At 41.4% G+C, this 15,257-nt stretch carries 10 protein-coding genes and 3 pseudogenes; 5 read left to right on the top strand and 8 right to left on the bottom strand.

The window, feature by feature from the left end; genetic code table 11:
- Positions 1-40 precede the first annotated feature (40 nt).
- From QT397_17960 to QT397_17975, 4 genes are all read right to left on the bottom strand, one after another.
- Complete coding sequence (locus QT397_17960) at positions 41-910, bottom strand: glycosyltransferase (GenBank protein ID WNZ54757.1); 870 nt, start codon at positions 908-910, stop codon at positions 41-43.
- Between the two features lie 288 nt (positions 911-1,198).
- Entirely contained in the window at positions 1,199-1,612 is a 414-nt protein-coding gene (locus QT397_17965) for a glycosyltransferase family 1 protein (protein ID WNZ54758.1), read from the bottom strand.
- Positions 1,609-2,295, bottom strand: coding sequence for a glycosyltransferase (locus QT397_17970; GenBank protein ID WNZ54759.1), 687 nt, complete (start codon positions 2,293-2,295; stop codon positions 1,609-1,611). Before QT397_17970 ends, QT397_17965 begins: the two co-directional genes overlap by 4 nt.
- Entirely contained in the window at positions 2,296-3,279 is a 984-nt protein-coding gene (locus QT397_17975) for a glycosyltransferase (GenBank protein ID WNZ58558.1), read from the bottom strand.
- A 357-nt stretch (positions 3,280-3,636) separates the two neighbouring features.
- Here QT397_17975 and QT397_17980 point away from each other — a divergent pair, with 357 nt between their 5' ends.
- From QT397_17980 to QT397_18000, 5 genes and pseudogenes are all read left to right on the top strand, one after another.
- Complete coding sequence (locus QT397_17980; GenBank protein ID WNZ54760.1) at positions 3,637-4,404, top strand: ABC transporter permease; 768 nt, start codon at positions 3,637-3,639, stop codon at positions 4,402-4,404.
- A gap of 91 nt (positions 4,405-4,495) precedes the next feature.
- Positions 4,496-4,990 (top strand): annotated as a pseudogene (locus QT397_17985) (ATP-binding cassette domain-containing protein).
- A 103-nt stretch (positions 4,991-5,093) separates the two neighbouring features.
- Entirely contained in the window at positions 5,094-6,098 is a 1,005-nt protein-coding gene (locus QT397_17990) for a hypothetical protein (protein WNZ54761.1), read from the top strand.
- The gene (locus tag QT397_17995; protein WNZ54762.1) at positions 6,064-7,455 is read left to right on the top strand and encodes a glycosyltransferase; all 1,392 of its coding nucleotides are present in this window, start codon (positions 6,064-6,066) and stop codon (positions 7,453-7,455) included. Before QT397_17990 ends, QT397_17995 begins: the two co-directional genes overlap by 35 nt.
- Before the next feature lie 15 nt (positions 7,456-7,470).
- Positions 7,471-8,643, top strand: a complete 1,173-nt coding sequence (locus QT397_18000; protein ID WNZ54763.1) for a hypothetical protein — start codon at positions 7,471-7,473, stop codon at positions 8,641-8,643.
- A gap of 350 nt (positions 8,644-8,993) precedes the next feature.
- On the opposite strand, the pseudogene QT397_18005 reads toward QT397_18000, so the two are convergent.
- The 4 genes and pseudogenes from QT397_18005 to QT397_18020 all read right to left on the bottom strand — a co-directional run bounded on the left by QT397_18005 (position 8,994) and on the right by QT397_18020 (position 15,187).
- Positions 8,994-9,678: pseudogene (locus tag QT397_18005) on the bottom strand (IS30 family transposase).
- A 223-nt stretch (positions 9,679-9,901) separates the two neighbouring features.
- Positions 9,902-10,939, bottom strand: a pseudogene (locus tag QT397_18010) (IS3 family transposase).
- 318 nt (positions 10,940-11,257) lie between these two features.
- The gene (locus QT397_18015) at positions 11,258-11,914 is read right to left on the bottom strand and encodes a sulfotransferase family protein (protein WNZ54764.1); all 657 of its coding nucleotides are present in this window, start codon (positions 11,912-11,914) and stop codon (positions 11,258-11,260) included.
- A gap of 3 nt (positions 11,915-11,917) precedes the next feature.
- Entirely contained in the window at positions 11,918-15,187 is a 3,270-nt protein-coding gene (locus QT397_18020) for an HAD-IA family hydrolase (GenBank protein WNZ54765.1), read from the bottom strand.
- Positions 15,188-15,257 lie beyond the last annotated feature (70 nt).

Here is a 15,257-nt window from a genome sequence, read left to right on the forward strand (position 1 = left end):
ACTCCAACAAGTAAACTAAAGTTAAAAGTTCAACATCTTTTTAACGGCGCTCCGGAGCCCCTCCCGCCATCAACTTAACAAGCTCAAAAATTTCAACAAACCATAATTTAAACTGAACCAAAATTGAAAATAGCCTAAACCTTAAGGGGTACTCACTCCGACTCAAGAAATAAAATACAGATCTTAATGGAGGAAAAAAAGTACGTACAATCACACCAAATCTTCCAATACCATGATTACTAGAATATTGACCTCCTTTCACTCTCCTAGCCTTGACCGCTAACCCCGACCAAGAACCTCTCACTCTATGAGCCACAATTGCTTGCGAAAGGTAGACCAGTCTCCCACCGTGCGCTCTCGCTCGATGACAAAAATCAAAATCACCACCGGAGTATAATTTTTCATCGAAAGCGCCCACTTGCTCAGCAAATTGCTTCCGCACAGCAAGATTAGCAGTTGCAGCCACTCCAACCTGTACATATTGCTCCTGAGGAATGCCTTTCAAACAATCATACATTTGATAAACGTCACAATCTGAAATATTTTCTGCGGATATAATTCGCCCAGCAAACAAGGTTCTTTGGTGATTACTTTCGAGAAGCGCAGAGTTAATTTTTTCAACCCAGCAAGGTTTTGGCAGGCAGTCTGCATCAGTAAAGAGGAGCCACTCTCCTCTTGCAAACTTCACCCCTAAGTTTCTAGCAGCATAAGACCCAGGTACGTAGCACCTGAGAACCCTCAGGGAAAAGGAGTAATTTCTCGCTAGAAAAGCAACAGGGGGGTCGTTTGCAACTAAAATCAGCTCAAATTCTGACTTTGCAAACGATTGATTTTCCAATTGAGATAAGAGCCCCCCAATAAAACACCAATGTTGATACACGGGAACAATTATTGAGAACTTTGGCTCCATTTGAGCATCCTTGCTCAATCCATCACATTATTTTTCAACCAAAAATAAATACAACTCTAACATTTAGCACAACATTTTAATTGAGCAAGTACGGAAAATAATAAGCAGTAGCTAATCACGCCAAAATTTAGCAAAGGGTCCAAAAAAATGTCATCTGGAAAGCAGAGGCCAGCTAGAAGCCTTCCCAACTTACCCTATCCCGCTATCACTCAGCAGAGAATTTATAGCCTAATTACATTACAGGTTTAGGCATGACACATAGAAAAGCTACAAAGAGTGTTACCCTCCTCATGTCCGACGAGCTTGGTAAGAACCTTCAAGAACAGACAACGTTTTAGCCGCAGACCTCTCCCAACAAAACATATTCAATCTAGCGAGAGCATTTCTCTGTAAACGCTCCACCAGCGCTTGTTCAGTTGTTAGCTTTACTAACCCCCTAGCCATACCCTCAACATCTAAAGGATTTACCAAAAGCGCAGCATCACCTGCAACTTCCTTCATCGCCCCGCAGTTCGAGGTTAAAACAGGCGTGCCTTGACTAAAAGCCTCAACAATTGGAAGCCCGAACCCTTCATATAGAGAAGGGATAAGCAATGCTCTAGCATTACTATAGAGATCGGGAAGCTGAGCATCCTCAACGTACCCTAAAATCTCAACTTTTTCGCTTAGCCCTAGCCTCTCGACAACCTCTTCAACCTTCACCCCCCCCATCCTTTGCCGCCACACAACTTCAAAGGTAAAGCCTCTTTTGCAATTCTCGTATATTGACTATACGCCTCTAACAAACGCTGCAAGTTCTTACGGGGCTCTAGGGTACCCACAAATAAAAAGTAATCTCCCCGGCGGAGTCTGAAGCAAGGTGACTTAAGAAATGGAGCTTCAGGAATAACAACAACTTTGTCCCTACAGTAACTGAAAGAGCCCAAAATTTCCTCTCCAGTACTCTCCGACACAGCAATCACGTTATCAGCCAATCGCAATGAAGGAGGCATTAACAACCGCTCAAGCTGTAAGCCCAGTCGAGACATGGTTTGCGGAAACTTCTGCCATACCAGATCATGTATCGTAACCACTTTGGAAATACGTACAGGTAAGAAAAGGGGCAGATGATGGCGAGGAGACCAGAACACATCAATACGATCAAGCCTAGCCCAAACTGGAAATACAACCTGTGCAAATGGGGAGCTGAGGCTTCCCCAGCGAACACTACCACACCTAACCGTAATGTTATCTGCGCTTGAGAAGCTCCCCATCAGAGGCTTATGGCTGTAAAGATACCAATGATGCTCACTTTCACACATGCGATCGAACAAGGCCCGTGTATAACGGCCTATCCCCGTTGTCGACTCAGAAAGTGGCCTGGCATCGAGAGCAATCCTAGCCATTCAAGCTTCTCTATCTTCAAGAACATTTTGATACAATCGCTGGTACGAAGAAACCATCTTTTCCGCAGTAAACAACGCTTCAAAACGGCGTCGCCCTGCCTGCCCCATATCAGAGGCTTTGTTCGGCTCACGCCATAGCTTATCCATCGCCTCACGCAAGGCGTCGGGGGCAGCGGGCTCGACTACATACCCGGTTTCGCCATCTGAATTAACATAGCTGGTACCGGTCCCTATCTCACAAGACACAAGGGGCTTCCCGTTCATTAACCCTTCTACCAATGTTACACCGAAGGCCTCTGAACGCAGATGAGAAGGAAAGACTACCGCTCTACATAGCGACATGAGGGCCATTTTTTCCTCATCACTAACAAATCCAGCAAAGATAACATTGTCGGCACCTACCCCTTCAGCTAGAGCTTTCAAGTGCTCCATCTCCGGCCCTTTACCAGCTATAACGACTTTATATTCTTGGCCGGCTGCAGCCCTAACCAAGTAATCCAGGCCCTTATAGTACCGAAGAACACCCACAAACAGCATAAAGTCACGACCAAACCGAGAGACAATTGACTCAACAGTCTGACTGCTTGGGGGTGGGTAGTTTTCTTCAGATATGCCGAGCGGAATCACTTCAACCTTCTCTCTATACCTAGACAGCACAGGGCTAGTATCTACATAAGCTTGAGACGTGGCTACTATCCGGTCAGCGCGACTGAGAAAATATCTCATTAAAGGCCTATAAACGGCCCCCAAAAAGCGCTGTCGAACAATATCGGAGTGATAAGTAATTACTAAAGGCCGTGAACGACCAGCCAATAAGTAACTGATATCTCCAAATGGCCATGGGAAGTGAAAATGGAGGATATCTGGAGACTTTCTAAATAGTCGTAACAATAGCCCAGGACCAACACAACAGGACGCAATTGAAAACCACCTTTTGGAAGAACTAACATTGACACCTGAATATACTGATTGCCCACTAGGCACTTGCGACAGTGTTAAAACTTCACCTCCTGTTCCACGAGCAACCTCAAGAATAACCTGCTCCACCCCCTTGACTTTCCGGGAAAAATGTGCGGTAGCACTGTAGTGATTTAATCGAGGCTCCCAGCCCACCCCCTACTCTTTCAAAATCCACCAATAGGTCACCGACGTACATTATGACTGCCCAACCTACAACTTACGCCTGTAGGCTACTGTTTTTAAACAAAATATTGTATATTTAGCATTTCTCCAAGGTTAACAATGGAACTCTGATATGACAACAGCAATACACTGTACATGTTGGCAAAACCATTAGTTCTCTGTCTCTGGGACACTCTGAAAGAAAGAGCTCTTCTCTAGATGTTAAAAAACTATTTAAGCATTATTTGGATTCGTGGTACTGGTGCACTTAAGGCTGACTCCGAGAACTCCTACCTCGGATCACTTTGGTGGGTGCTCGAACCCATCCTTTTGACAGCACTTTTTTACCTCGCCTTTTCCACAGGGCTTAAAGGTGGCGGTAAAGGCACAGACTTCATTTATTTCTTGCTCTGTGCGTTAATCCCCTTCAAGTGGACCTCTTCTTCAATAACTGGTAGTGGAACCTCGATTAGTAGCAACAAAGGTATTCTTAGTCAATTCTACCTACCCAAGTGGATATTCCCAACCACCGTAAACCTATCTATGCTTTTGCGCTTTTCAATTGTCTTCCCGCTTTTGTGTTTGTTTTTTGTACTTAGCGGGTTTAATCTAAGTATAAATTGGATTTTTTTACTGCCAATTATAGTTTGTCAGGTGTTTATTAACTTAGGTCTTAGCTTTATAACTGCCGCTATTGTACCCTTAGTTCCAGATACGAAGCACATTATTAGCCTGGGCGTGACGACCATCTTATTTACCTCGGGTATATTTTTTGATATCAACAGCCGCCCGGAAGCAATTCAAGAAATTTTGCACCTCAATCCCTTCGTCAGCATATTTGACAGCTATCGCGCTATTCTAATCCGGGGTGAAAGCTTGAATAGCACAGAACTTCTGTACCCATATTGTTTTGCTGCTGCATCCTTTCTTTTAGGCTTAGGAATCTTACAAAAATTTGATAGGCACTACCCAAGGACGCTCTTATGAAAGATAAAGTACTCGCCTTTAATGAAGTTGGCGTTTGCTTTCGTAGACGCTTAACCCCTTTTCTAAAAAGGAATATGTCCTTGAAGATCTTAATTTTGAACTATTTAAGGGCGAAACACTTGGTGTAATTGGCCGCAATGGTGCGGGAAAATCAACCCTTTTGAAGCTTTTGGCAGGCATCATCAAACCTGACAAAGGCCATATTTCACGGTCAAAAGGATTAAGATCTCAATTGCTATCTTTAAACCTAGGCTTTAATAAGAATCTCAGTGGTTATGACAATACTGTAATGGCTCTAGTTACGCAGGGTATGCCTATTAGCGTCGCAAAATCTCTAGTCTCAGAGATTGCACAGTTTGGAGAAATAACACACCTAATGAACCAACCTGTAGGAACCTACTCTGCAGGGGAAAGAGCTCGACTTGGCTTTTCAATTGCAATTCGCACCAACCCAGAGATTTTATTGCTAGATGAAATTTTAGGTGTCGGAGATAAAAAATTTAAAGAAAGATCATCCCACGAGCTGAAAAAAGAGTTCGATCTAACCAAACAGTTGTTTTGGTATCCCATTCAACTAGAACTTTAAAGAAATTTTGTGACCGCACCCTCTGGATTGATCAAGGTAAAGTAAAGATGCTCGGTTCCACTCAGAATGTATTAGATTCCTACTCTTTAGAGACTGAATCAATATGAAGATATACGTCCATATTGGGTCGGACAAAACCGGAACCACATCTATTCAAAATACTTTAACCAGAAGCCGTAACGCACTAAAAAAATGCGGAATACTTTATCCCCAGTTAGAGAAAGCACCACACCAAGAAATTTTGGCAAGAGAACTCCTATCGGGAAATAAGGGACCTGGCTGGGAAGCTTTTGAGAAACATTTGAAGAGTAGTAACGAGAATGTCATTCTTAGCTCTGAAATGCTTTGCGGAGTTGGCGAAGCAGATATCCTGAGACTCAAAGATTGGCTGAATAGCCACGAGGTTAAAATAATCGCGTATATAAGAAAATCTGACGAATATCTAGAGTCAGGTGCAATGCAACGACTTAAGAGCTGCAAATCAAGAGTTGATTTTTTTCGCTTATACCGAAAGTTAAAATGGCTTCCTGCAATATTTAATCCTCTAGTCTACATTTCTGGATTCAAACCTTTATTCGTATTTAGGTGGTCAAAGGTGTTTGGTAAAGAAAATCTATATGTACGTCCCTACTGTAAGTCGCAGTGGGTAGACGGCAATTTAATATCAGACTTCATGAGTACATTAGGCTTTTCTTCACAAGTTAAAAACCTGAGGCAAATGCCACTCAAAAAAAATATAACGCCGAATATATATACGATTTTTGCTATGTCTACTTTCGCAACCACCTCACGCCCTTCGATGAGGCATCAGTTTTCTGAAGTGATGACCCAAAAATATGGGCAGGTAATGAAGCAACCCGTTAGCAGTCGCTTTAAGAGATATATGGCTTTAGCTATATCAAACATTATACTTAAGCGGGTAAGCAGCGAATTTAATTGCCCTCCTCCAGTTAAGAAAAAATTGTTAGCCGGCTTTGCACCAGGAGAATCATCTATTGCCGGCAAATCCCAACAGCTTCTACTTGAGTTTTCAATACATCAAAAAAAGCAAGTTAATCGATTAAGGAGAAAACTTGCACTTAAAGATGCTCAGCAGCCCCAACCATAACTTATTGCAAAAGTTTGATTTATATACCAATTGGCTCAAGGGCCCAACAATAATGGCTAATAATTGCAAAAATAAACGCATTCTGTTTTTTACAATGCAGTATGGCCCGGGCTACACTCAAGGTACAGAAAGGTATATAAGGAATATAACAAGCGGGCTCAGAGATATAGGTTGTGACATTATAATTGCAGCTGGTGATCCAGAAAAAAAGACTACGAATATATATAGTTCGGAGCTTGCAGGCAAAACTACATTAATTAAGATTCCAACAAAAGGATGGGGCGCACTTGATGGAGCACCTGTAGATTATTACAAAAAGCTGCTGCGTGAGGTTCAACCTGACATCATTCACATGGTGAACCCTGCCCATATTGGAGTTAATGCACTAATAGCTGCAAGAGCCCTTCAGCTACCTTACTTTATCACAGTAACTGACTTCTGGTGGCTATGCCCAAAACATACCTTGACATTAAGCGATGGTAGATTCTGCTCAGGCTTCAGAAAATCAACTGAGTGCTTAAAGTGCATTGCTTCAACACACTCAAATAAAATTATAAAAAAAATATCAACACGAACTGGTTTCAACGTTTTAGCTCAAGGCGCCATCCTGGGTAACAACCTCCTGAAATTTGGTGGCATTACTAAATGGCCGAAGAGAAATAGGTTGCTCCATCAAATTCTAAGTAACGCCCAAAAGGTTATCTGCCTTTCCAAGACAGGAAAATCTCGCCTAGAGAACTTTTTTAGAATTAACAATACCACTTACCTACCAACTGGACTTTCATCCGATTGGTTCTTACCCCCCACTGCAAAGAAAAGCATAGATTCATGTATTAGAATTGGATTTTTGGGTGCGATTGCGCCACATAAGGGAGTGCATCTACTTGTAGAGGCGATGTCCCAACTAGCATATAAGGACGTTGTGTTGAGTGTCGCTGGGAGAGTACATGACAAAGACTATGCCAACTTATTATTTAAAAGTAGCACAAATATAGAGTATTTAGGGGAAGTTGATGAAAAGAGCACCATCTCTTTTCTAGACTCCTTAGATTTGCTAGTAATACCAAGTACTAGTCCCGAAAACCAACCGCAAGTTCTACTTGAAGCCGGCGCAAGAGGGATACCCACAATTTCGAGTAACAGCCCAGGCTGCGCTGAACTATTGGAGGCCAAGCTAACATTCCCAATGAATGACTCAAATTCACTGACTCATCTTATCCAGAAATTTTTGGACAATCCTTCCTATTTTACGCCTCCAGAAAAACCTCTTTCTGTGGCAGAGGTCACGGCTAAGACCTGTAATATCTACTCGGCTAGGAAGCCTATCTTTAGTACAATTTCAAAAATTAATCTTTAAGGCCCAATAAAAGTTATGAAAAAAATACTTTTTTATGAGCCAATGCCAGACATTCTGCGGGCAGAACAGGTATGTGCGCTTGCACAACAAGAAATAAAAGAAGGCAATCAAGTTTTTCTCATAGTCGAAGAAGAAGTTCAGCTGCTTTTTCGAAACGCGCAGAACACCCCTCACACAGTTTGCTGTATAAACATTATAAAATCCATAGTTACCGAATCTGGCGTTCCATTTTTCGCCCTCCCAAGAAATGCGGCATTAAGAAAACTTTTTAATGACTCACCTGAGGCAACCCTGAAAAAAATACAGCAATATAGAAAAGCCGCATATGGGGATATTATTGCCGATTACAACCCTGATCTCATTATCCTCTGGAATGGACTAGTACACTACCAGCAAGACTTTATCTCTTTAACAAGAGCGTTAAACCCAAGACAAGAATATCGCTACATTGAAGCCGGCTGGTTTCCTCAAAAAGGAACTTACTATCAAGATGACAGAGGTGTTAATGCAGAAAGCTCAATCGCTTTTACATGCCCCATCAAAATTTCGACCAGAGAGAGGGAATCGATAAACAACTGGAAGAATAAATACTATACTCAACATGGCAAACACAGGATTAAAGACTGCGGCTATATATTTGTTCCACTTCAACTGGAAACAGATACAAATATTACTATGTTTTCCCCCTTCAAAACAATGGCCGAGTTCATAGAATGGGTAATCAAGAATACCGATGAAACACTAAAGATTATAATAAGGCCACACCCCATTTATCCTGCTATTCCCAAATTAAATGTAAAAGACATCCCAAATAGAGTTTCATTTGATAGCGAGACACCCATTTATAAACTATTAGCTGAATGCAGTGCAGTTATAGGAATTAATAGCACCGTGTTATTGGAAAGCCTGATTTATAACAAGCCTACATACGCACTTGGAAGTGGATTATTTAATTCCTCAGAAGCCATCATCAAACAAAATATTGACACCCCCATAGAACTAAATAGCGGTGAAAATTTAAAATATGAAAGTGATGCTCTTCTGTATTTTTTATTGAAAAAACAGAACAGCATCCCCCTTTTCAAAAAAACTGATAGCAAAACAAACACACCTTCGCCATATGGCAGATTATCTATACTAATTGCAAGGATATATCTGACATTAAGGAGAAAACTAAACACGAAGTAAGAGTTGCCGAGCACACTCTTTTAGCATGGAATACAACTCCTTTGAGCATATAGAAATTTATTGCGATATTACTTTAATACACTATGCAGAAGTACTGGCACCTTAATTATAGACTCCTTTAGTATCACTCCACTATAAACTTTCAACTTATTCCTAGGGGCTGGGGTCCCACTGAAACACGCTACTTTTTTTACCGTGGTCTGGATTACAGAATTTCTACAAACAACTAAACGATGCTAACGGTTGCGAAATCCCTGCAGATGGAGAGTGTTTTTATACTGTCACGATCCCCTTCCTATTTGAGTACCTTTCCCTCCACTCAGTATTTTTATGGCAACAGGTAAGCATACCTAGATTGCCAATATAAGTGACACACGCCTGCCCGCTAGAAATTCTAGTGAGCTCAAGTAATTTAGAGTTTTTTTGGGCAAGTGTTTATTCGAAACACTGCATCGTCAATACGGCTTTTGGGTATCTTACCAATTTTCATACCTTTCGGGAAGAAACGTCTCAAAGGGCCATTCGTATTTTCATTTAATCCATGCTCCCAGGAGTAATAAGGCTTTGCAAAATATATTTTGCACCCCAGTTTCTGCGCAATCGATTGATGACTAGCAAACTCACCTCCGTTATCGAAGGTTATCGTTTTACATATTGCCTGATACGGCTTCAGCATCTGCTTGATTGCCCGACTTACTGTCCTCTTACTCTTGTTGGGCACCCTACGAGTGAGCAACAATTTAGAGATTCGCTCAACTAAATTCACAAGATAGCTATCTTGGTCGTAAACCGTATCGCCCTCTCAGTGACCGAACTCGGTATTTCCATCAACAATCCTAGGCCGTTCTTCAATATCAATACGCTCCGGAATGAGCTTTGTTCCTGCCTCAGAACCTGTACGCTTTCGGTAGACTTTGCCTTTTCGTGGAAGCCGCAACCTCCAACCAAGCTGAGCTATCCAGCGATAAATAGTAGAACAACTGACCGTTTCTCTCATTTCTCAAGCTTCATCCGACCAGCAACTTGGTCGGAACTAGCGTTTTTTAGCTGATGGTCGATTTACACCTTCATGGCGAAATCAAACTTGGTATACTTACGAGCCCCATATCGCCTCCATAACGCTTGGCGATGAGCGCTATCGCGCAATAAGGATGAAAGCGATTAAGCTCTAGGGAGATAGTTTTGTTGGAGCGATTGAGGTGTAGTGCAATGGCTCGAGCCGAATAGCCCTGTCCATTGAGGACTTCGATTGTAGTGGTCAACTATTACCGGACAGTAAGTTAAGTTTTTCTTCCGCTTTTGCAGGTGGTAATCCGTCATTGTGTTGATGGGGACGCTCCCAGTTGTAGTAAGTCATCAAGTAATAGCTGATGTCTCGGCTCGCTTCTGTGATGGCGTTGTAACCGAGAGAGGGTATCCATTCACTTTTCAGACTCCGAAACACTCTTTCCATTGGTGCATTATCCCAGCAATTTCCACGTCAACTCATGCTCTGGGCCATTCGGTAGCGCCACAACCGTTGGCGGAACCGATGACTGGTATACTGACAGCCTTGATCCGAGTGGAACATAACTCCATCGGGCTTTCCTCGATGCTCCCAGGCCATTTCCAATGCTTTTGTCGTTAATGCCGTATCTGGGTGCCCTGAGAGAGCCTATCCAACGATACGGCGAGCATATAAGTCTATAACGGTAGCTAGGTAACACCAGTTTGAGCCAGCCCAGATATAGGTAATATCGCCACACCAAACTTGATTGGGTTTCTCTACATTAAACCGGCGGTCAAGTTTATTGGGTATATCTAAGTTCTCTACGATTGCTCTCTTATATTTATGAGAACCTGGTTGCTTACATACCAAACCCGCCTCACTCATGAGTTTTCGGACTTTAAAGCGTCCAATTGGTATCTCCTGCTCACAAAGTAAAGTTACGATTGTGCGGATTCCAGCAGAGCCTCGGCTGCGCTCGAAGAGCTCAATGACTTTAGAGCGAAGCTGCATTCTGGGTATATCTTTGGAAGGGTTGTTGATCGGCACTACTCGTTCAGAATGGATACTTCACTATCAGAAACTTGAAAAGGTTTAGGTGTCCGCATAATAGATACATTAAACGGATGGTTCGCCATTAGTTACATTACTTTCTGCATGGACCACTAGCTGTTTCACCCAGCGACGGATAGCCGTTGTACCAAAATCCAGCGATCGGGCCGCTTCAGGGATTGAATAGCTTTGATTTACAACTAGGCGGGCAGCATCTAATTTAAATTCGGGAAAAAAGGATCGACGCTGTCTACTCATTGAACACCTCTATCTTCGGTGGCAACTTTACCACCTAAATTGGTGTCCAGGTTTAGTAGACCACTACAAAACCCTAGCTATTTTTTAAAGGTTCTTTAAAATTATTTGTCTAAGCAAGTGGCAGGGCTTATAAATCACTATCCAGCGAAACAGGATAGGGAAATTACTAGGTAAGCTATTACATTTATACTTACGTAAAAATCCAAATAGCCAATACAACCTCTTAAAATATACAAAGAGGACTTGAGAGCCCTCAGCTTCTACAAAGCCTCATTTATACAAGCTCTGTAGAAGCACCAACCTAACTTATTCTATCAATCAGAAATCGTAACCAAATAATGTTACATCAGAAGAAAATCTATCTCCCACCTTGTTTTTTGTGGCTCGCGTATAATATTCACCATAATACCTATGCTTTTTAGAGTTACTAATAAGCATCTCAGGCAAATCCTTCCCCACAAAACCCTCAATAATTTTTGCACAGCTTTTCCAGTGAGAGTTTAAATTCTCCATTCTTAAAATTAAATTTGGCATCAACCTACCATCATGAAAGATCAGAGAAGTTTGTGAGCGCAGATGTATATCAAGATCCTGATCCTTAGTGACACTGATTATATCAACATACTCCTCAAAGGGCATACCAGTATACATACCTAGCTTAAGTAACGGAGGGTGAATATTAGCCCTACAAACTTTATCGTTATAACTAGATACAAGCCTGTCCCAAGGATTTCGCACAACAGTAAACACAAATAAGCCATCAATTTTCTTTGATAGCGCCTTCGAGCTTTTATAATTGAAAGGATATTTCTCTCTATTGTGGATATTTTTTGCCTTGACAGCTTCAGAAAAGTCAACACCTACTAGAGGAGCCAAAACCTTTTTCACACTCGAATTAGCTGCTTTAGGAATCCCAATATATGCAAACGAGTAGCTTTCAAAAAGTATCGTGTTGCTATGACTTACACCGTCCATAAATTACCGCCTGTACTCGCCATGAACTATCAATGAATATATATTAATAATATCTTTTTTGATCTGCCCTCGATCACTCAGCATTTTCTTAAAATTCCTTCTTATAAATCCATTCCCTGTTTTAACATTAACATAATCATATTCTTGGCCTAAACTACCACTTAGAGTTCCGTTAGCCTGCTTCCAAAGCCCTGGGACCTGGCCATTCCCGACAACATACTCCAAACTTCTGCCGCTATACTTGTTCTCAAATGTGACCTCTTTAAACATTACAATATCTTGACGTTCAGGGCTCTCGATTAGCTCTAAGTAAGGCCCTATCGATTCATATGGCTCAAGTACAAACTCAACTCCCAGCCTACAAATCGTCTCCTCCAGATCTAAGCAAAACTCAACCACCCCTTGGTGCAAGTTAGCAGAAAATCCAGATCGGACTTCATCCCCTTCAAAAGGTAAAAACTCAGCCTCAACCTTTCTTTCACTTGTAAACTTACACCTAACAAATGACTGCTCCTTACTTAAGAACGCCAACTCAAACATGACCAAATTTTTTCGGTAAGGATGTTCTGGGCTGTTTATATCCATAAACTCTCCCAGATACCCTGAAGCGCTCATCCCTCTATCAATTATGTTGGACTGAACTCCAGCATATGTAACAAAATAATATCCTTTAAGATTCTCGATACCCATGAACCTAGAAATATAATTTTGTAATGTGCCATTATGCCCGATATCAATGATAGAGCACTTTTCACCATCAAAAGCACTAGAATTACTATAGTATTCCTTGAGGGCAGCCCGCTCTCTCTCAGCAACATCCAACAAGTGTTTTTCGCAAAGACGTAAAACTTCCCCTAACTTTTCAATATCGGATTCACTTGCAGATTTCACCTGCTTTTGGTGCTTAAAAATACTCCTAACTACAGGGCCTACAACCTCAGGATCTAGACCATAGCGGGCAGACAATAGAGTTACTGGGTCAACTGGAGAGAAGTTATTTTTCAGTATACCCAATGCATCATCTAGAGTGTGTATTGAAACAACACTCAAACTACGCCTAGAGGCATATAGATAATGCGTCTTAACACCTGCTTTCCCTGTTTTTTTCAGAAGATTATCGACGACATCTTTAACTACATGGCCATCACGTGACAAAAAGACTAAGTCAGTCACACCATCTTCCGACGCCTTACCTAAAATCCACTTAGCAAAACCATATATAAACAGGCCGACTGAACGATATCCCAGCTCAATCGCACTACCACCACCCACAGTTCTGCTTATCGTTTTAGTCAAGAAACTATCATTTCTTTGAGCTAACAAGCCTTTGAAAATTGAGTTTGAAATCTCATCCGATAGGTAAGCTTTGCTAGAAAGCCTACTAGATCGCTTGAAAAAATCCTCAATACTAGGCAGATGAATCCCTTGTACTCCATGAAGATTTGCTTTTTCAACATCTGAGATTTTATTATCGCCAATATGAACTACTGCTTTAGGTGAAACCTCAAGAGCCTCAATTACTTGAGGGAAAATATTCCCAGTATATTTAGTTAACCCCACCTCTGAAGAACTAAATAACCTGAAATAGCCTTTGTAACCGAATTCTAACAGCAGCTCTTCTATCAGCTCTACAGGATAATAGGTGTCCGTTACAATGATAACCTTTTTGCCCTTAGCCAAGGCGTAATCAAATAGCTTCTTACCGACAGGTCTTACACTTAAACACTTCAAATCAAGTGCAAACTCCCCTCTTTCAAGCTCCTTTCCAGAGGTCTGTAGTTCACTCCAGACTTCTTCCCTAAGAAGCACATCATACCTATCTCGCAGTAAGACTTCCTCTTTTAACCCGCTACTTTCAGCATTTCGTCGGCTTATATTCCTCGCTTTAGAAAAGCTACGAGCAGTTGCTAGTTGATGCTCACAAACCTGCTTAGAAAACAGATCAATGAGGTCTCCAGGCTTTTCTAGGCAACGGAAAACCAAAGTGTCAAAGAGATCAAAGGAAACAAAATCAACCTTATCAATCGACAACTTTATGCTATCTATATCAAAAGCCTGAAACTGCTGGCCAGAAGCTTTAATTGACGCTGCAGCGCCCTCTACACTTCCAGTAGATTTCCTTTTATTTAGCTGAGGGAGAGTCTTGGCAATTTTTGCAACTTTATTATCAAGGGCTCGCACAGTTCTCCGCAAGTTCTCCAATTTATTTATCTCTGGATAACTCCAATAGAACCCGAGCATATCCCTTAGGTTTTCCCCTGAAGTCAAATACTCAACGTTTGGGGCAGAGGTTGTCGCAATTACTGGAGAAAGCACCTCGGACCAAAAGCGAGGGTTAACTATACTTTTGAATATCGTCACATAGCTCCTGGTTGAATACTTCTCATACAGCTCCAATACAGGTCTATGCAGGAATTCTACTTCTTTCTCAAAATACTTTGCTTCACATGCGACAGAAGAAGAAATGGTAAGTACTTTCTTCACATCAGGATGAGCTAAAAGGTGATACGCGGGATAGCTAGTCAAACTAATATTAGAGCTGCTCTTAATATACTCCAGAATACTTTCATCACCACGCTTAACATATGGATGGCGACTATATAACACTTCGGCATATTCATTTGACGCCTTATCCAACCTATCAATAAAATCTATTGCCGTAAGCATCTTGCCATTTTTAGCAACAGCCTTGTCATATAAAGTCTGTCCAATAAACAGGGCGGTGTTTGGTTTTATACTGACCTTATCGAGAACTCGCCGCCAGCCTTTATAGGTAGATATCTTATATTTAGTGGCATACTGATATAAATATTCTTCATTTAGCTCATATTTTTTCAGAGCTTGAAAGACTTCTTTTTTAGATGATGATACCCCAAATAATATATCATCCAAATATCTACATGGATGCAACCAGATGTCAACATATGCAATGTCAGCGCGGATTAAAACATCTCGAGTTTGCTCTGAAAGCTCATACCCGACAACCAGGGCATCGCCCAAACACTCTTTCAAGTACTGAAGGGAGTCAGTATTTATAGAGCTAGCATCATAGTGGTATTGCAGCTCCTGTATATCGAGAGAAATACCAGATTTCTTGAAAAAAACCGAACGATTGAAAGTAGCCCCACCAAAAAAATCGCTTCTAAGAGCTGCCGGGCAAATACCAGTACTTAGCTCTATAGGTCTTTTTAGCAAATCAAAAAACCACCGAAGATTTGAGTCTTGCTCATCTTCACGGGTCATTAAGAAATCTGATGAAATATAAACATTCATATATTGCTGCAACTTCAATTTAATATTTAATAATGAACTTAATACACAACACGCTTTATAGCTCTAAGTA

Origin of the sequence: Microbulbifer sp. MKSA007 (genome assembly GCA_032615215.1) — a bacterium.
Taxonomy (GTDB): domain Bacteria; phylum Pseudomonadota; class Gammaproteobacteria; order Pseudomonadales; family Cellvibrionaceae; genus Microbulbifer.

Bases quoted from the DNA above. Each gene is read 5' to 3' on its own strand.
- QT397_17990 (WNZ54761.1), top strand. From the start codon at position 5,094: ATGAAGATATACGTCCATATTGGGTCGGACAAAACCGGAACCACATCT.
- QT397_17980 (WNZ54760.1), top strand. From the start codon at position 3,637: ATGTTAAAAAACTATTTAAGCATTATTTGGATTCGTGGTACTGGTGCA.
- QT397_18000 (WNZ54763.1), top strand. From the start codon at position 7,471: ATGAAAAAAATACTTTTTTATGAGCCAATGCCAGACATTCTGCGGGCA.
- QT397_17960 (WNZ54757.1), bottom strand. From the start codon at position 910: ATGGAGCCAAAGTTCTCAATAATTGTTCCCGTGTATCAACATTGGTGT.
- QT397_17970 (WNZ54759.1), bottom strand. From the start codon at position 2,295: ATGGCTAGGATTGCTCTCGATGCCAGGCCACTTTCTGAGTCGACAACG.
- QT397_18015 (WNZ54764.1), bottom strand. From the start codon at position 11,914: ATGGACGGTGTAAGTCATAGCAACACGATACTTTTTGAAAGCTACTCG.
- QT397_18020 (WNZ54765.1), bottom strand. From the start codon at position 15,187: ATGAATGTTTATATTTCATCAGATTTCTTAATGACCCGTGAAGATGAG.